The following is an 18518-nucleotide window of genomic DNA, read 5'->3' as shown; positions in this document are numbered from 1 at the left end:
ATGCAGGTTGGTTTGTCTTCTGCATGCTTTTACCCAAATGTGCTTGCTGAAGATAGTATCGAAATTATGAAAAAAATTGGGTTCGATTATGGAGAAATATTTTTAAACACATTTTCTGAATATGAAGAAAATTTTATATTGAAGATCAAAGATCAGTGTGAAAAGAACAAATTTAATATAAATTCAGTTCATATTTATAGCTCAATGTTTGAACCTTTTCTATTTGATGCATATAAACGGCGTAGAGAAGATATGATGGAAATCTTTAAAAAAGTTTGTAAAGCTATAAATATATTAGGTGGAAGCAAAATATATACTTTCCATGGTATGAGAAAAATAGATTTTTTGCAGGTTGACTATGAACTAATCATAGATATGTACAATAGACTTACATATTATGCGGGAGAAAATAATATAAAATTAGCACAAGAAAATGTATCGTGGTGTATGTCTTCTGATTTGGAATATCTAAGGCTATTAAAGGAAAAAGTTAAATATCCTCTATACTATACCTTGGATTTGAAGCAATGTTATAAGTCAAATATTGAACCACAAGAATATATTAATGTAATGGGAAAAGAAATTTGTAATTTTCATATTAATGATAAAAATGAAAATCAGAGTTGCATGCTTCCTGGTAAAGGAAATGTAGACTATAAAAAAATTTTAAAAAGTTTAGAGGATATAAATTATAAAGGCAAGGCAATAATCGAAGTGTATGGAGATAATTATAAATCTTATGATGAAATTTTGCAAAGTAAGATTTATTTGGATAAACTTATAAAAACCATACAATAATAACATAGGTAGAAGTTAATGGGTGTTTTAGTTAATATTATAAAGAAATGTTTGTAAATAAAAGAAGTAATGTGTTATAATATCTAAGTCTAAAGACGATTAGTACACTTTTTAGGAGGAATTTTATAATGGACGTTAAAATGGAAAAAATAGAGGCAAATATAGTGAAATTTGAAGTGAAAGTTGAAGCAAAGAAATTCGATGAAGCTTTAAATAAAGCCTACAAAAAGAATATAAAGAAATTTAATATTCCTGGATTCAGAAAAGGTAAAGCACCAATGAATATGGTGAAACAATATTACGGGATTGGGGCATTACTTGAAGATGCTATAAACATTGCTATAGATGAAACATATCCTGAAGTTTTAGCAAACAATAACATTAAACCAGTAGATTATCCAAAGATAGATGTTTTAGAAGTTGAAGAAGGAAAAGATTTAGTTTACACAGCTGAAGTTACTGTTTACCCTGAAGTTGAATTAGGAGAATACAAGGGTGTTGAAGTTAAGAAAGCTTCATATGAAGTTTCAGAAGAAGAAGTAGAAAAACAATTAAAAGCAATGCAAGAAAAAAATGCAAGAATCGAAACAAAGACTGAAGGATCTGTTGAAAAGGGAAATATAGTAACTATAGATTTCAAAGGATTTGTTGATGGAATAGCATTCGAAGGTGGAGAAGCAACTGACTATTCATTAGAAATAGGTTCAGGTACATTTATAGATACTTTTGAAGATCAATTAGTAGGTGCTACTGTTGGAGAAAAGAAAGATGTAAATGTTACTTTCCCAGAAAACTACGGAAAAGAAGATTTAAATGGTAAGCCAGCAGTTTTTGAAGTTACTGTAAAAGAAATTAAAGTTAAAGAACTTCCAGCGTTAGATGATGAATTTGCAAAAGAAGTTTCAGAGTTTGATACAATTGAAGAAGTTAAGGCTGATATGAGAAAGAAAATAGCTGATTCAAATGAACAAAGAGCAAAGAAAGAATTTGAAGAAGCTGTAGTTAGTGCTGTAGTAGAAAACGCAAAAGTAGAAGTACCTTCTGTTATGGTTGATAGAGAAGTAGAAGCTATGGTTAAGGATTTAGAAAACAGACTTAGCTATCAAGGATTAACACTTGCACAATACTATGAATTCACTGGAAGTAGTGAAGAACAAATGAAAGCTTATATGCAAGAAAGTGCAGTTAAGAAGGTTAAGACTGATTTAGTTCTTGATAAAGTAGCTGGAGCTGAAGCTATAGATGCTACTGAAGAAGAAATGAAAGCAAAGGCAGCTGAATTAGCTAAGATGTACAGTGCTGGAGATTCAGAAAAAATGGCTGAAATATTATTAAAGGGTCAAGAACAAGTTATAAGATTAGAAGTTGTTACAGAAAAAACTGTAAAATTATTAGTAGACAATGCTAAAGTAACTGAATAATATAATGTATATATGGATTGCCAGAAGAAATTCTGGCAATCATTTTAAATATATAAGTTTAGGTATAAATAGGTATAACACAATTCATGATTATTTAATTTAAAACTTTCCACAAATTCGTAAGCTATCTATGAAAATAAATATATTTATTAATTTATTTTCATTATTAATTTTATTTAGCTTTAAATGAATAGTTAAAGTTGAATATTAATATATTAAAAGTTGCTTAATTAAATTATACAATGTATAAGTTTTGTAAAAAGTTACTAGAATATAAAAGGTATATAAGTACTTTAGATATGAAAATGAATATTTTTTACAGTAACTTATATATATATTGATTAACAAATGATAAAATATTTTATATAATTTAATTATAATAAATTATCAAAATAGGATATATTATAAATATAGTATTTTGAATTGAAGGAGGATTGTATATGAGTTTAGTTCCTATGGTAATTGAACAAACAAACAGAGGAGAAAGAAGTTACGATATATTCTCAAGACTTCTAAAAGATAGGATTATTATGCTGAATGGAGAGGTAAATGATGCTTCAGCTAGCTTAATTGTAGCCCAATTATTATTCCTTGAAAGTGAAGATCCTGATAAAGATATATATTTATACATAAATAGTCCAGGAGGATCAATTACATCCGGAATGGCTATATATGATACTATGCAGTATATAAAGTCTGATGTAGCAACTATATGTATTGGAATGGCAGCTTCAATGGGATCGTTTCTTCTTTCATCAGGTGCAAAGGGTAAGAGATTTGCTCTACCTAACAGTGAAATAATGATTCATCAACCACTTGGCGGATTCCAAGGTCAAGCAACAGATATAGATATACATGCGAGAAGAATACTTAGGATTAAAGATGATCTGAATAGAATCTTAAGTGAAAATACAGGAAAACCATTAGAAAAAATTAAAGCTGATGTTGAAAGAGATTACTTTATGAGTGCTGATGAAGCAGCAGAATATGGATTAGTAGATAAAGTTATAAGAAAAAATGAAGAGGTGAAAAATAAAGAATAGTTTCTTTGTTTGACCTTAGTGAGGTGTAGTTAATGGCTAAATACGAAGACAAAAAGCAGTTAAGATGCTCCTTCTGTGGTAAGAATCAAGATCAGGTTAAAAGGCTGATTGCTGGACCAGGTGTATATATATGTGATGAATGTATCGAGTTATGTTCTGAAATAATTGCAGATGAATTTGAAGAAAGCATCCAATTTGATTCAACTAGCTTGCCAAAGCCAGTTGAAATAAAAGGCTATTTAGATCAATATGTTATTGGTCAAGAAGCAGCCAAAAAAGCACTATCAGTGGCAGTATATAACCATTACAAGAGAATAAATTCAAATGAAGCAGAAGATGACATTGAATTGCAAAAAAGTAATATATTACTTTTAGGACCTACAGGATCAGGTAAAACATTGCTTGCTCAAACACTTGCAAAGTTTTTAAATGTTCCATTTGCTATAGCAGATGCAACTACATTAACTGAGGCAGGATATGTTGGAGAAGATGTAGAAAATATACTTTTAAAGCTTATTCAAAATGCTGATTATGATGTTGAAAGAGCTGAAAAAGGTATCATATACATCGATGAAGTTGATAAGATAGCAAGAAAGTCAGAAAACCCATCAATTACAAGAGATGTATCAGGTGAAGGCGTTCAACAAGCATTATTAAAGATACTTGAAGGAACAGTTGCTTCAGTTCCTCCACAAGGTGGAAGAAAGCATCCTCATCAAGAATTCATTCAGATAAACACTAGTAATATTTTGTTTATTTGCGGTGGAGCATTTGATGGAATTGATAAGATTATTGAAAAAAGAACTAGCAAGAGTGCTATTGGATTTGGAGCTAATGTTCAATCTAAGGAACAAAAAGATATTGGTAAACTATTGAGAGATATAATGCCTGGAGATCTTTTGAAATTTGGTTTGATTCCAGAATTTGTTGGTAGATTACCAATTGTAGTAACTTTAGAGTCATTGGATAGAGGTGCTTTAGTTAATATACTAACAACTCCAAAAAATGCTCTTGTAAAACAGTATAAGAAATTATTTGAACTTGATAATGTAGATTTAGAGTTCAATGATCAGGCCTTACAAGCAATAGCTGAAGAGGCTATAAAGAGAAATACAGGTGCTAGAGGACTTAGAGCTATAGTGGAAGAGATGATGACTAATATAATGTTTGATATCCCTTCACAAGACAATATAGTGAAGGTTACTGTAACTGAAGATTCTGTTAAAGATAAGAAGGAACCTGATGTTACTCTTCTTGCAGAGGGAGAAACAAGACCTGTTTTAAAGACAAAAAAAGCTAAACCTAAAAAAGGTATAGAATCTGCATAAAAAGCTGACGACTTGTTCGTCAGCTTTTTTACTGTAAAAAACTTATTCACCTGTTAAGTTTTTTATGCATTCGGAAAGGCGCATGTGAAAAAAATTACTGAGGAAAGTCGCTCTAGAGATTTATTTGCTGTATTGGAAAGTATAGTGAATGAATTCTGTTTGATTGTGAATGATAAAATAGTAAATATTAATAAATTATACATGTTATTACCAGTATATGGGTTATATTCTATGTTTTATATGTACATAATACAAAAGAGAAAAAATTAGAAAGTAATAAGGTGGTGCATATAATGACAAATATACTTATTTTACTTCAAGTAGTGATGCTTGTTTTACTCTTTATTTTTATGATAAACAATACTGGTAATCAAAGAAACAATAAAGTAGTCATAGATAAAGAAAATCATAAAGAATTAGATAAGTTAAATAAATTAAGAGAGATAAAGCTTACTCAGCCATTAACAGAGAAGAGTAGGCCTAAAAGTTTTGATGAGATAATAGGGCAGGAAAAGGGTATAAAAGCATTAAAGGCAGCATTATGTGGAGCGAATCCACAGCACGTTATAATATATGGACCTCCTGGAGTTGGAAAGACAGCAGCAGCTAGATTAGTTTTAGAAGAAGCTAGGAAAAGTAAAAATTCACCTTTTAGAAATTTAGCTAAATTCGTAGAAATAGATGCAACTACTCTAAGATTTGATGAAAGAGGAATAGCTGATCCTTTAATTGGATCTGTTCATGATCCAATTTATCAAGGTGCTGGAACTTTAGGTATAGCAGGGATACCTCAACCTAAACCAGGTGCAGTTACAAAAGCACATGGAGGAGTGTTATTCATCGATGAAATTGGAGAGCTACATCCTATTCAACTAAATAAGCTTTTAAAGGTGCTTGAAGATAGAAAAGTATTTTTAGATAGTGCATACTATAGTTCAGAAGATCCTAATATGCCGACTTATATAAAGGAGGTTTTTGAAAAAGGTCTTCCTGCAGACTTTAGATTGATTGGGGCTACCACTAGAAACCCTGATGATATAGTTCCAGCAATTAGATCAAGATGTGTTGAAATATTTTTTAGAGCATTATTGCCTGATGAGATAAAGCAAATAGCTGACAATGCTGTTAAAAAAGTAGGATTAAATATATGCGATAATGGATTAGATATAGTTAGTAGATATTGTTCTAATGGAAGAGAAGTAGTGAATTTAATTCAACTATGCTCTGGGCTAGCAATTAACGATGGAAGAGAAAAGATTACGGAAGAAGATATAGAATGGGTAGTTGAGAATGGGCAATATTCTTTAAGGCCTGAGAAGATGATAGGGGCTAAGCCTAAAGTTGGAGTAGTTAATGGGTTGGCTGTATATGGTGCTAATATGGGCACTATTATAGAAATAGAAGCCAGTGCTAAAAATGTAATAGGAAGAAAAGGCTCTTTAAAAATTACTGGGATTATTGAAGAAGAAGAAATAACCTCTTCTAATAGAAAGGTAAAGAGAAAAAGTACTGCATATTGTTCTGTAGAAAATGTTTTAACCGTTCTAAATAATAACTTTGATATAGAATGCGATAATTATGATATTCATATAAACTTTCTCGGTGGAGTACCAATCGATGGACCATCAGCAGGTATAAGCATAGCTACTGCTGTATATAGTGCGATTAAAAATATTCCTGTAAGCAATCATGTGGCTATGACAGGAGAAATTTCATTGCAAGGCTTAGTAAAACCTATAGGTGGTGTAAATGCAAAAATATCAGCAGCTCAAAAAGCAGGGGCAAAAATAGTTGTTATACCAAGTGAAAATTATAGTCAATCTTTTGATTCCTTGGAAGGAATAAAAGTAAAACCAGTTGATAATATTGTGGAAGTAATAAACTTGGCATTGACTAATATATGTGATAAAATAGGTAATAATACCCCTACGGAGCAATCAGTAGAGGTCTTATCTGCAAGATCACTGAACAATTAATATAAGTGCTGCTGATATCAGCAGCACTTATTGTGTTAAAACTAATACTAATATTTATTGAAAAGTAACCATATTATGTGTATACTAAATAGGTCTAATTGATAAAATTAATTATGGAGGGGAGAAGCATGAATAGAGAAAATAAAGTTCTTCCTTTAATTCCTCTTAGAGGAATAACCATTTTCCCGAATATGGTTATTCATTTTGATGTAGGTAGAGAGAAATCCATTGCTGCTTTAGAAGAAGCGATGTTAAATAATCAGCAAATTTTCCTTGCGACTCAAAAGGATGCTAAGATTGAAGAACCAGTAAAAGAGGATATTTACGAAGTAGGAACACTTAGTACAATTAAACAACTTCTAAAATTACCAGGAGATACAATCAGGGTTTTAGTAGAAGGGACTAATAGAGGAAAGATACTTTCACTAACTAATGGTGAAGAGTTCTTTACTGTTGAAGCAGAAATATATATTGAAGATGAAGAAGAAGAAGTAAGCGAGAAAGTATCTTTAGAGCTTGAGGCTCTTACAAGATCTTTAAAAGATGATTTTTCCGATTACTTAAATTTATCTGGAAACACATCTGCAGATATAATACTTTCATTGGATGAAATAGAAAACTCATCAAGACTAGCTGATGTGGTTGCTTCATATTTGTTATTAAAGCAAGAAGTAAGACAAGAGCTACTTGAGTCCTTTGATGTTAAGAAGAGATTAGAAAAGCTACTTGTAATAGTAAAGAATGAGATAGAAGTTCTAAAGATAGAAAAGAAAATTGGCTATAAAGTAAAGAAAAAGATGGATAAACTTCAAAAGGAATACTACCTTCGTGAGCAGATGAAGATTATACAAGAAGAGCTAGGGGAAGACGACGAGGATAGGAAAGAAATAGAAGCATATGAAAGCAAGATTAAAAAGCTGAAACTTCCTAAGGAAGCTAAGGAAAGAGCACTTTATGAGTTGTCAAGATTAAAGTCTTCTGGAAGTTATTCATCTGAAGGTAATGTTATAAGAACTTATCTAGACTTGTTACTAGAGTTGCCTTGGAATAAGCAAACTAAAGATGCAGTTGATATAAAAAAAGCAAGAGAAATTCTTAAGGAAGATCACTATGGCTTAGAAGATGTAAAAGAAAGAATAATAGAGTATCTTTCAGTTCGAAAGGTAAGTAATACATTAAAAGGACCTATAATTTGTTTAGTTGGACCTCCTGGGGTTGGTAAAACTTCCATAGCAAAAAGTGTAGCAAGAGCACTTAACAGAAACTTTGTTAGAATGTCTTTAGGTGGTGTAAGAGACGAGGCTGAGATAAGAGGTCATAGAAGGACATATGTAGGAGCTATTCCTGGAAGAATAGTCAATGGGATGAAACAAGCTAAGTCTATGAATCCACTATTCTTGTTAGATGAAATTGATAAAATGGCAAATGATTATAAAGGTGATCCGGCAGATGCACTTTTAGAAGTTTTGGATGCTGAACAAAACTCTACATTTAGAGATAATTATCTAGAAATTGAAATGGATTTGTCAAACGTTATGTTTTTGACAACAGCCAACTCACTTGATACAATTCCTAGACCTCTACTTGATAGAATGGAAGTAATCGAAGTATCTGGCTATACTTATGAAGAAAAGTATCATATTGTAAAGAAGTATTTGATACCTAAGCAATTAGAAGAGCATGGAATAAAGAATAACGAGATTAAAATAACAGATAACGCTATAAAGAGTATTATCGAAGGATACACAAGAGAATCTGGAGTTAGAAGTCTTGAGAGAAAAATAGGAAGCATAATAAGAAAAGCTATCAAAGAAATGATGGAGAAGGAAAAGGCTAGTGTTCTTGTTACTCCACCAGTAGTAGAAAAATACTTGGGATCAAAAATATTTAACTATGACAAGGTTGATAAAGAGGATAAGGTTGGAGTTGTTACAGGAATGGCTTGGACTGCATACGGTGGTGATACATTACCTGTAGAAGTTATGGTAATGGATGGTACTGGTAAGTTAGAGCTTACAGGGCAGCTTGGAGATGTTATGAAAGAATCTGCAAGAGCTGGCTACACATATGTAAGAGCAAATGCAAAAAAGCTAAATATTAATGGTGATTTCTATAAATCTAAAGATATTCATATCCATGTACCAGAAGGAGCAGTGCCTAAAGATGGCCCGTCTGCTGGTGTTACAATGATAACTGCTTTAGTTTCTGCACTTTCTGAAAAGAAGGTAAAGAGCAATGTTGCTATGACTGGTGAAATCACCCTTACGGGAAGAGTACTTCCTATTGGTGGTCTTAAAGAAAAGAGTTTAGCTGCATATAGAGCGGGTATAGATACAGTTATAGTACCTAAAGAAAATGAAAAAGATATTTCAAAGATACCTCAAAGTATAAAAGGAAAATTAAACTTTATACTTGCCGAAAAAATTGATACAGTACTGGAAAATGCATTAGTTGGAGCTGATAATAATGAAGATTAAAACATCAGAATTTATTACATCCGCAGTTAGAAGAGAACAATATCCTACAGATGAAAGAATAGAAGTTGCGTTTGTTGGAAGATCTAACGTAGGTAAATCATCTATAATAAATTCAATTACAAACAGAAGAGGGCTAGCAAAAGTTAGTCAAACCCCAGGGAAAACTAGATTAATAAATTTCTTTTTAATAAACAATGATTTTTATTTAGTAGATTTACCTGGTTATGGTTACGCAAAAGTATCAAAGAAGGAAAAAGCTTCTTGGGGTCAAATAATAGAAACTTATCTCAATTCAAGATTACAATTAAAGAGAGTTGTGCTTTTAGTAGACTGTAGACATAAGCCTACTGGGGATGATATCATGATGTATGATTGGATTAAGCATTATGGTTATGATGTAATGGTTATTGCCACAAAAAGTGATAAGTTATCTAATAATGATTTAAAGAAAAGTGAAAAAGTGATAAGAGATACCCTTAAATTAAAAGCTGATGAAAAGTTATACTACTTCTCATCACTAAATAAAAAAGGTAGAGATGAACTTGTAGATTCAATTTTTGATGATATCGTACTAAGCGAAATCAGTGAAGAAAAATAATTTGATATAATGTAAAAAAACATCAAGTCTTATAGGATTTGATGTTTTTTTTATTTAAGTTCATATCCGATAGAATGTATAGTCATATTAAATAATTCAGATAATATATTCTTTTGACTTTAATTTTATTCCACAAAGTAGTGTCAATTTCATCTTAAGAGAATAGTATATATTATAAAACCAAATAAATCCATTTTAACAAAAAGGAGGAAGAATTATGGAGCTAAATGAAATCCTAAATGGATTAACTGGCGGCAATGATTGTGATAATGATCGTGATGACTGTGGAATTGGAAACAGAGGTTTTGGAGGATCATGGATCTGGATAATATTCTTACTACTAATATTCTGTGGCGGTGGTAATGGCTTCGGTGGATGTGGTGGAGGATATGGTGGAGGATATGGTGCTGGCGCTATAAATCCATGTTGCTGTAATGTAAAGAAGACTAAACATGGTTGCTGTAAGCAAACATGCTATTACCCACAATATGACCCATGCTGTCCAAGTGGCGGATATGGCGGTGGATATGGTGGATTCGGCGGTGGCGGATGTGGCTTTGGTGGCTACGGAAGCAATTGGCTATGGTTTATATTAATAATCCTATTCTTCGTATGCGGAGGATTTGGAAGAAGAAATAACTGTAGATGCAATGACAACAATGTATGTGTTGAATAATATCTCGAGAAACAAAAGTATAAAAAAAGTATGATAGGAGGATTTAATTATGTCAAAGAGAAAAGGATGCTGCTGCAGCGGAATGATGATGAACCCTTATGGCGGATATGGACCTGGAATGGGCGGCTACGGACCTGGAGTAGGCGGATTTGGTGGTCAAGGAGTAGGTGGATGCAGTCCATGTACAATAGCTATATTACTTCTAATATTCCAATTTTCTGGACTATTATGCAGTAATAAAGGATTTTTATTAATATTATTGTTCTTATTATGCGGATTAGGTGGTTTTGGTTGCAATAGAGGCGGAGCTGGATACTTCCAACCAAGATGCTGCTAGAATTTTAAAGTGAATTTGTAATGCTAGGGAAAGGAGATTAAGATATGTGCAATAGTTGTTGCAACTATGGATATCCTATGGTAAGTCCCCAGTATGGTTATTATCCTTATGGAAGAAATGGAAGTTATGATAGATGTGGTTGGCTAATAGCTTTCATTATCTTATGGATTTCCGGAGTATTATGTAATAAAAATGGGTTTATACTATTCTTATTATTCTGGCTATGCAGCGGATTTGGTAAAGGCTGCAATACACCATACGGTGGCTATGGATATGGCTATCGCTAGAATATAGATTGGAGGGCTATATGCCCTCCAAAAAAATATATAAAACTTTAATACATACCAGTAATTAAATGGAGGGAGTATAATGCCAAAGCATAGACATAGAGGCAGAAATGATGGTCCTGGCGGCATGAATAATATGGGGCCAATGGGTAATATGGGATCTATGGATAATATGGGGCCAATGGGCAATATGGGTAACATGGGTAACATGGGCAATATGGGTAACATGGGACCGTTAGGAAATATGGGACCTTTAGGAGGTATATTAGGTAGTATGTTGGGTGGAAATATGGGTCAAATGGGTGGAAATATGAACCCGTTAAGCTTTTTAACAGGTGGGGGATTACCATTTCCGTTCAATATGAATTCTCAGTCTTCTGACATGTTTAATAATTTTGATATTAATTCCATATCTTCACTATTTTCATCCATGGCTCCAGAAGGAGGATTTGACTTAAGTAATCTTGGGGCTATGTTTAATTCTTTTAGTGGAGCTAATAATAGTAATAATAATTCTAATAGTAATTCTAATAGTAATAATAACAGTAGTTATGAGAGAAGATCAGGAAAGCATCATAATCGCGGAAGTAATTATTCTGGAGGAGAAGATGGTAACATATCAATGTTGATGGCTGTAAGGAGTTTTGTAGATCCAACTAGAGCAAGATTTATAGATAGAGTTATTGAAATGTATCAAGCAGGTGAAATAGATTATTAATATAATTATATATGTATAAAAATGTATAATGCGGTTAATAATAATAATGTAGTTAGGAGAAATCTCCTATAGCTAAATGAAGTTAGACTTCATTAAAGCTAAAACCCCCCATCCCCCTTTTGGGTCGCGAAAGCGACCCTTTTAAATTTTCTGTATTTTTATAGAATTAATGTTGAATTTAGGACCTTCCTTCATTAAGTTTATTTTGATTTTTATTTGAGATGGATCCCCGATACCTTGTGCAATAATTTTTTTGAAGTTTAAAGTCCATTGTAATTCGGTTGGCAAGCCTTGCTCGTCCCACTTTGAATCAGTAAAAAAGGCGTCTTGAAATTCATATATATAATTTTTCTTATCAAGCTTCCAAATTAGAGACATACTATCTTTATCTATATCTGCAGTAAAAATATCATAAGTGCTATCAAGCTCTCCAGAACTTTCTATTGTATCTATAAATAGCAATACATTTTGAAGACCTGGTATGCTTAAGGTTTCTGAACTAACTTTCTTAAATGAGTCTCTTATTAGAATATATTGAGATACATTCATATCTTGACTTTTTAAATTCATTGAAATGAGTTTTGGAGTCTTATTATTTTTAGAGTCTAAAATCCCTATCACATTATTTGATCCAAAATAAACGTCTTTATATTCTCCGTTGATATACGAAAAAACATGTTGTATAGGTACTTTATCTTGAGAAGATTGTACTAAAACTTCAGGGATTTTATCTCTAGACAAATCTACAAGAGCAATATTCATAGGCCAAAAACTTGAGTACATGCCAATAGTGCCAATCTTTTTATCCGGATCTAAGAAAAGTGTTTTTCCGGATGAATGAACTTCTATATAATATTTGTTGTTTTTGGTAGAAATATACAAAATGTCGTCTTTGCCATCACCATTTAAGTCTTTTTTTATAGCTTTTTCATTTGACACCAATGAATTAGTTGCAACAGCTTGTTCACTAATATTTTTATTATTTTGGATTTTTAGAGTATAAAATATTAAAATAAGTAGACCTATTAAAGCAATTAATAAGCATGAAACTAAACAATAATAAAATTTTTTGTTTATACGTGGTATTTTAGAATTCATTTTTATCACCTCGTTAAAATTATATGAAAGAATCATAGAATAAATTAATTTACACAAAATAATATTAAGTTATTTTAGGAGGTGTATTATGAAAAAAACAAAAAATATAGTTTTTATAGTATTATTCATCATACTAAATTGTAATTTGGTATTTGGATGCTCAAAAGGAAAAGAAGAACCAAAAGGGAAATTAAGTATACTTATACAAAATAATGTTTCTCAAGATGTAGATGTGATAAATACTCTAATAGCTAATTATAAAAAGGCTCATCCTCAGATTGAGATAAAAATCGAAAATATGACGGAAAATGAAAAGATAGAGAAAGTGACAGTTGATAAACCAGATTACGATGTTTTAATATGTGAAAGAAATATGATGATTAGTATGGCACGACAAGGCTATTTGTCTGACATATCAAGCAATGTAAGTAATAATAAGGTTATTGATAAGTTTTATAGTATTGTGTCAACCTATGGAAGAATAGATGATAAATACTATGGTATCGGTGTTATGCCATATTCATTGAACTTCATATATAACAGGCAACAGGCTGCGGCATATATTAAGAATTCAGATGAAATAGATTTAATGTCTTTACTTAGGATGTCAAAAGATAAGAATATTAAAATTCCAATAGCACTGCCTAAAGAGATGGATATATCCCTAGCTATTGCTTCAATAGTTGCTGACAACATGATTAATGAAGCTGATTTAGAAAAAAACTTTGATGTAGGTAAGGAAAAATATAAAAAGCTTAGCCAAATGCAAGAAGCGTTTAAATTTATGAATACACTATATAAAGATTATGGTGTGAGTGCTGATAAGTTTTTATTAAGTGATAGCAGTATAGTTAAAAAAGTTGAGAGTGGAGAAGTTCCATTTGCTTTGGTTACCACACTAAGTTCGAAAGAAATAGATGAAAGTAAAAACATTGCTGTAGTTAACAATAATATAAACGATAATTCAAAAGTTAATCCACCAGTTATAATAGATCACTTAGTATGTCAGTTACAGAATGCAAAAAATAAAGATGAAGTTGTTAGGTTTTTAGATTATTTATCAGATGATGAATCTTATAAAGCCTTAGGAAAAGAAGGTATTATTACTGGTAATAGAAGTGCTAATTCTGAACTTAAAGGACTTCAATCCCAAATGATATGGCCTATATCGGTAGCTAATGAAAATAACATTGTGTTTTATCATAATCTGCCTTATAAGATGAAACCTAATATATTAGAACAAACGAAGAGTCTAATAAATGGAGGTTATAGTGGAAATGAGTGGCAGACTATAGTTGATAGGACTTATATTGAAAAAAAATAAAGCTACATATGTAGCTTTATTTTTCTTGACATTCCTGACAAATACCATAGAAATAAACTTTGTTAGAAAGAACTTTGTATTTACTATTATTTTCAGCTTCCTTATTAAGTCCTCCTAAGTCTAATTGATCTAAATCATCAACTCTACCACAATTTACACATTGGATATGTGGATGAGGGCTTGAAAAAGCGTCATATCTAAAGTTTCCTTCACCTACGTTAATTTCTTGAACCAATCCAACTTCAACTAGAGTCTTTAATGCCTTATATACTGTAGCTAAACTCATTGTAGGATATTCCTCTTGTAAAGCTTTGTAAATAACTTCGGCAGAAGGATGTTCCTTAGTTCCTTTTAAATATTTATAAACAGCAATTCTTTGTGGTGTTAGCTTTAATTTTTTTTCTCTGAAGATACTTGTTATATTATCCATCTTCACCATCCTCATAATTGTTATATCTATATTATATAATAATTATTATTACTCGTCAAATAATACTATATAATAAGTGTCTAAATGCAAAAAAAATTTGAAAAAGCTATTGTAATAATAAATAGTATCTGTTAAAATATAAACGAGGTTGTTAATTAATTAACAAATTTCAAAAGTCCATGTTCATTTTCTATTTATCCTTAAGAACAGTTTTGCTGTTCTTTTATTTTTCGAAAATTATAGAGTTTATATAAAAAATCGCTGAAGAAAGGCACTTCAGCGATTTTTTTTTGCTCATTGATATATCTTTAATATTTTTTATTAAACCTTCTAATGTAATAGGAAATTGCTACTGTTAAAGCATAATCATATATTACAAATATAACTTCAGCTGCTAATATAAGTTGCCAGATTGGAAATCTATTACCAACATTGGTTAGTAAAAAAACATTATAAAACTTGTGAATTACAAAGAAGCATAAACTAAAGAACAGGATTTTCAAAATATACTCTATAACAATAATATTGATTCGTTCCACAAAATATTTAATAAATCCGTAAGAACCAAAAAATATTATGTATGCAAATGCAATTGTCTTATTTACTAACAATAATGCTAAAATAGAAGATGCAACATATACAAGCACTGAAGATGATACGGAAGTTGCCATAATAGATATTGGAATTATTATTGAAGCTAGGGTAATAAAGGCTAATTTATTTGTAGGTAAAATTCCAGACAAATATAAAAAAATTATTGTTAGGGCTACAAACAGCCCTCCCTTTGCAATATGGCTTGCTTTCATATAAACTCCTTTTTCTTAGCAGCAACCAATAAGGTCTCCGCCAAAACATTCACAAATTGAATCTAAACACCATAGCTGCAAACAACAGTCAAGTGTATCACTGTTTCTTGTTGTTCTATAATAAGATTGTCTATAGGCGTTATTACTTGATGATATTCTATTTAAGGTATCTCTATATTCACCATTTGTAGGATCAAGATTGCAAGCTTGTTGAAGATAATTGAAAGCTGAATCCATATGTCCTTTTTGAAGCATAACTATGCCATAGAGATAATTCCATTCTGCATCACGCATTCTGATGTTATTTAGCTTATATTCTGCATCGGATATTCTTCCAGAAGCTAAGTCTCTACGTATTTCAGCATAGTTTGTAGAACCGTTAGAAGAATAGTTGTTGTTTCCAGAATAGCTATTGCTATTATAGTTAGTGTTTTTAGCGTTTTTTATAAGATAATCATAAGCTTCATTTAATTCTCTCATTTTATCTTCTGCTAAATCTCTCAATGGATTATTTCCATATTGATCTGGATGATATTTTTTTGCAAGCTCTCTATAGGCCTTTTTTATCTCGTCCTCTGAAGCCCCTTCTTTTATACCAAGTATTTCATAAGGATTATTCATAAAGTGTCCTCCCGTTAGGTGTATTATTAATTTCATACTTTTTAATTACTGAATCATATTTCTCCATTAAACCCAAGCCAAGAATGTTCTCTAAAATTTCCTTATTCTTGGTTAAATCTAACTCCATAAGTGAATTATAACATCGAGATGCATAGCTTAAAAGAGAAAACTCTGCTCTTGGTACTATACTTTCATAAAATTCATGAAAATTTAAGTTTTTATCATTAAGACAGCTGTTAAATACATTAAACTTTTTCTTTTCCATATCATCTTTAAGGTCATCTAAAGCATCTATTAAATAAATCCATTTTCCAAGATTATATCCAAGTTCATATAATGTATCTCTTAAATGTGTGGAATCATTAATAAATTCTGAAGGAAATTTACGCATCAATTCTCCAGTGAGATTACCGAATGGATGAGCAATTTCGTCCAATGTATACTTTGAATAATTTTTTTCTTTTTCTGCTAAATCATCTAATTCAGTATTTATCAACTCATTGATAACCGAATATTTTTTTGAAAATAGATTTTTACTGTTAACAAAGATTAATGACATAATTTTAGCTTTTGCGCTTTTATCATCATTAATATCATCTACTAATTTATAGTAGAATAAAGCTACATTTATATGCGCAGCATAATCTAATGCTGAAGTATTCGTTGCAATTATTTTTTTTTGAGTAGGATGAAGCGCACAGGTTATTCTCTTATAATCAACTTCTTCTTCAATTAAAGAATTAAGCAATATAGAAAGAAAGGTCATATCGTAATTTAGTGATAATCTAGGCATGTTACCATAAATAGATTTTATAGAATGACATAGACCACAATAGTAGGATTTGAATCTTTCATAATCTTTTACCTTAAGCTCTAGTCTACATGGGACAACATATCCAAACAATATATACACTCCTTAGTTTTGAAATTATTATAAATAATTATAACAAAAAAAAGTTAAGTTAATAGCTTTTTAAGCTAATTTTTATATAGAGGCTTCAATTGTTATGGGTTTTGTTTGATAAATATTAAACAATTCACAATATATTTGACATGAACATGAAAACTTTAAAGAAACTTTAGAAACCTGTTGGTACAATTGATTTGTGGAAATATATTAAACTGTATAGAAGAATAAAAAGTAGAGCAAAATTATTGTTAGGTATTAAATTTATATTGACAATAATTGAAATTAACAAACTTTAGAAGTGGTTTTAATTTATATTTGGTACAAAGTATAAGTGTTTTTTTGACAAATTACTTTTAACATATAATTAAATAAAGAATATCGTCAATTTCCTTTACTACAGTATATGAAAGTGGTAAACTTAACCTTAGTAGCGGAAGTCATATATTTTATTTTAAGGAGGTACTAAAATATGGCAAAGTATAAAATCGGTGATGAGTTACTTATCATTAATGATCCAAATGAAGAAAAAGATAAACTTAGAGAACTAACTAAATTAAGTATAGATGGTGACTATGCTCAAATTTCTTGGGGATTAAAGGTTGTTAAGGTAGAATATGAAAAACCTTATATTACATTAACATATAGAAATGCAAATGGAGAATTAAATAAAGTATTTGCTGAGTGTCGTGATGTTGAAAACTTTGATCAAGAAAAAGTACTTGAAAAAGCTTTACTTAAAGCGTTCCAAAACGAAATTATAAATATAAGTGTTTCTAAAAATACTGTGCATCCTGAGTGCAGATATACTAGATAATATTCACCTAAACAGTAAATAATGTACTTAATATAAATAAAGGGAAGATGTTTTATTACATCTTCCCTTTGTGATATTATTTATTTTAAAGAATTTGCAAATTAATACGATATAAGTAATAATTGTGTAAATAGCCAGTAAGTATGCTTTTTCAAGCTGGATATAATAATACTATAGTATGGAAATATAAAATAAAAGTGTAAAGGTTATAACAGTTTTACTTTGAAATTTTTAATATATTTAATATAGCATTATTTTTTAACAAACCTTTGAAAAGAATGTATCCTGCTATAGAAACTACTACAAACTCCCCAATTGCTACTGAACCTGAAGTAAGTATTAGTGGATGAATCCATAACTTTGTTTCAGGAATAAAACCTAAATAGAATAGCTCGCCACCTACTAAAAGTCCATTTATTATTGTAGGCCACAAAGTAGCAATAAATAAGTTTTTTGTTCTGCTAATGCAAAATACAGATAAAAATGTAGCTGTAGTTCCTATGATCCAGTCAATTGGACCTAATGGACTAGAAATATTAGCTAAAAAGCATCCTAAAACTAAACCAGGTATGTATTTTTTATCTATAAATGCTAGAAGAACTAAAACTTCAGAAAATCTAAACTGGAAAGGTCCATAACTTATATAGGAGAGTGTAACTGTCATAACCACGTATATAGCAGTAATTACAGCAGTATAAGTTAAAAATTTAATATTGGATTTTGTACTCATTGAAAATCCTCCTTTTTTTTAGTGGGTACAAGGATAAAACACAAAAATCTAATGTATTATATCACAAATTTACATTGAGTAAAATAAATTTTTTAAATAGACATAACTTTGACTACATAGAGAACT

General features: G+C 30.6%; 19 protein-coding genes. 13 read left to right on the top strand and 6 right to left on the bottom strand.

What is annotated here, in order from left to right; genetic code table 11:
- From J3477_RS11610 to J3477_RS11560, 11 genes are all read left to right on the top strand, one after another.
- On the top strand, window positions 1-798 hold the full coding sequence (locus J3477_RS11610; protein ID WP_206870732.1) for a sugar phosphate isomerase/epimerase family protein: 798 nt from the start codon (window positions 1-3) through the stop codon (window positions 796-798).
- A 128-nt stretch (window positions 799-926) separates the two neighbouring features.
- Complete coding sequence (tig, locus tag J3477_RS11605) at window positions 927-2219, top strand: trigger factor (protein ID WP_206870112.1); 1293 nt, start codon at window positions 927-929, stop codon at window positions 2217-2219.
- A 440-nt stretch (window positions 2220-2659) separates the two neighbouring features.
- Window positions 2660-3262: an ATP-dependent Clp endopeptidase proteolytic subunit ClpP gene (gene clpP / locus J3477_RS11600; RefSeq protein ID WP_183276509.1), complete on the top strand. Its 603-nt coding sequence runs from the start codon at window positions 2660-2662 to the stop codon at window positions 3260-3262.
- 32 nt (window positions 3263-3294) lie between these two features.
- On the top strand, window positions 3295-4590 hold the full coding sequence (gene clpX, locus J3477_RS11595; protein ID WP_206870111.1) for an ATP-dependent Clp protease ATP-binding subunit ClpX: 1296 nt from the start codon (window positions 3295-3297) through the stop codon (window positions 4588-4590).
- Window positions 4591-4883: 293 nt separating this feature from the next.
- Window positions 4884-6566 carry an ATP-dependent protease LonB gene (gene lonB / locus J3477_RS11590; protein WP_206870110.1) on the top strand — a complete coding sequence of 561 codons (1683 nt, stop codon included), beginning with the start codon at window positions 4884-4886 and terminating at the stop codon, window positions 6564-6566.
- Between the two features lie 128 nt (window positions 6567-6694).
- Window positions 6695-9043, top strand: coding sequence for an endopeptidase La (gene lon, locus J3477_RS11585; RefSeq protein ID WP_206870109.1), 2349 nt, complete (start codon window positions 6695-6697; stop codon window positions 9041-9043).
- Window positions 9033-9641, top strand: coding sequence for a ribosome biogenesis GTP-binding protein YihA/YsxC (gene yihA / locus J3477_RS11580; RefSeq protein WP_206870108.1), 609 nt, complete (start codon window positions 9033-9035; stop codon window positions 9639-9641). The genes lon and yihA overlap by 11 nt, the downstream gene beginning before the upstream one ends.
- 217 nt (window positions 9642-9858) lie before the next feature.
- Window positions 9859-10317 (top strand): hypothetical protein, encoded by a 459-nt coding sequence (locus tag J3477_RS11575; RefSeq protein ID WP_206870107.1) that lies wholly within the window; start codon window positions 9859-9861, stop codon window positions 10315-10317.
- A 49-nt stretch (window positions 10318-10366) separates the two neighbouring features.
- Window positions 10367-10654 (top strand): hypothetical protein, encoded by a 288-nt coding sequence (locus tag J3477_RS11570; RefSeq protein WP_206870106.1) that lies wholly within the window; start codon window positions 10367-10369, stop codon window positions 10652-10654.
- A 44-nt stretch (window positions 10655-10698) separates the two neighbouring features.
- Complete coding sequence (locus tag J3477_RS11565; protein ID WP_206870105.1) at window positions 10699-10941, top strand: hypothetical protein; 243 nt, start codon at window positions 10699-10701, stop codon at window positions 10939-10941.
- An 82-nt stretch (window positions 10942-11023) separates the two neighbouring features.
- Window positions 11024-11659: a hypothetical protein gene (locus J3477_RS11560; RefSeq protein WP_206870104.1), complete on the top strand. Its 636-nt coding sequence runs from the start codon at window positions 11024-11026 to the stop codon at window positions 11657-11659.
- Between the two features lie 141 nt (window positions 11660-11800).
- On the opposite strand, the gene J3477_RS11555 is transcribed toward J3477_RS11560, so the two are convergent.
- On the bottom strand, window positions 11801-12757 hold the full coding sequence (locus J3477_RS11555; RefSeq protein ID WP_206870103.1) for an FG-GAP repeat domain-containing protein: 957 nt from the start codon (window positions 12755-12757) through the stop codon (window positions 11801-11803).
- Between the two features lie 88 nt (window positions 12758-12845).
- Between J3477_RS11555 and J3477_RS11550 the strand changes: the two genes are divergently transcribed.
- Window positions 12846-14081 (top strand): ABC transporter substrate-binding protein, encoded by a 1236-nt coding sequence (locus J3477_RS11550; protein WP_206870102.1) that lies wholly within the window; start codon window positions 12846-12848, stop codon window positions 14079-14081.
- A gap of 16 nt (window positions 14082-14097) precedes the next feature.
- Here J3477_RS11550 and perR read toward each other — a convergent pair whose 3' ends face one another.
- The 4 genes from perR to J3477_RS11530 all read right to left on the bottom strand — a co-directional run bounded on the left by perR (window position 14098) and on the right by J3477_RS11530 (window position 16842).
- The gene (perR, locus tag J3477_RS11545; RefSeq protein WP_206870101.1) at window positions 14098-14511 is read right to left on the bottom strand and encodes a transcriptional regulator PerR; all 414 of its coding nucleotides are present in this window, start codon (window positions 14509-14511) and stop codon (window positions 14098-14100) included.
- 308 nt (window positions 14512-14819) lie between these two features.
- A complete protein-coding gene (locus J3477_RS11540; protein WP_206870100.1) occupies window positions 14820-15317 on the bottom strand; it encodes a hypothetical protein in 498 nt (165 codons plus the stop codon).
- Window positions 15318-15332: 15 nt separating this feature from the next.
- Entirely contained in the window at window positions 15333-15938 is a 606-nt protein-coding gene (locus tag J3477_RS11535; RefSeq protein WP_206870099.1) for a J domain-containing protein, read from the bottom strand.
- Window positions 15931-16842, bottom strand: coding sequence for a DUF5685 family protein (locus J3477_RS11530; RefSeq protein WP_206870098.1), 912 nt, complete (start codon window positions 16840-16842; stop codon window positions 15931-15933). Before J3477_RS11530 ends, J3477_RS11535 begins: the two co-directional genes overlap by 8 nt.
- Window positions 16843-17317: 475 nt before the next feature.
- Here J3477_RS11530 and J3477_RS11525 point away from each other — a divergent pair, with 475 nt between their 5' ends.
- Entirely contained in the window at window positions 17318-17662 is a 345-nt protein-coding gene (locus J3477_RS11525; RefSeq protein ID WP_206870097.1) for a hypothetical protein, read from the top strand.
- Window positions 17663-17879: 217 nt separating this feature from the next.
- Here the strand turns inward: J3477_RS11525 and J3477_RS11520 are convergent, their stop codons facing one another.
- On the bottom strand, window positions 17880-18392 hold the full coding sequence (locus J3477_RS11520) for a QueT transporter family protein (protein ID WP_206870096.1): 513 nt from the start codon (window positions 18390-18392) through the stop codon (window positions 17880-17882).
- Window positions 18393-18518: the final 126 nt, after the last annotated feature.

Source organism: Clostridium zeae, from assembly GCF_017312485.1.
GTDB classification, from domain to species: Bacteria; Bacillota; Clostridia; order Clostridiales; family Clostridiaceae; genus Clostridium_AR; species Clostridium_AR zeae.
This window is presented reverse-complemented; position numbering and strand designations above follow the sequence as displayed.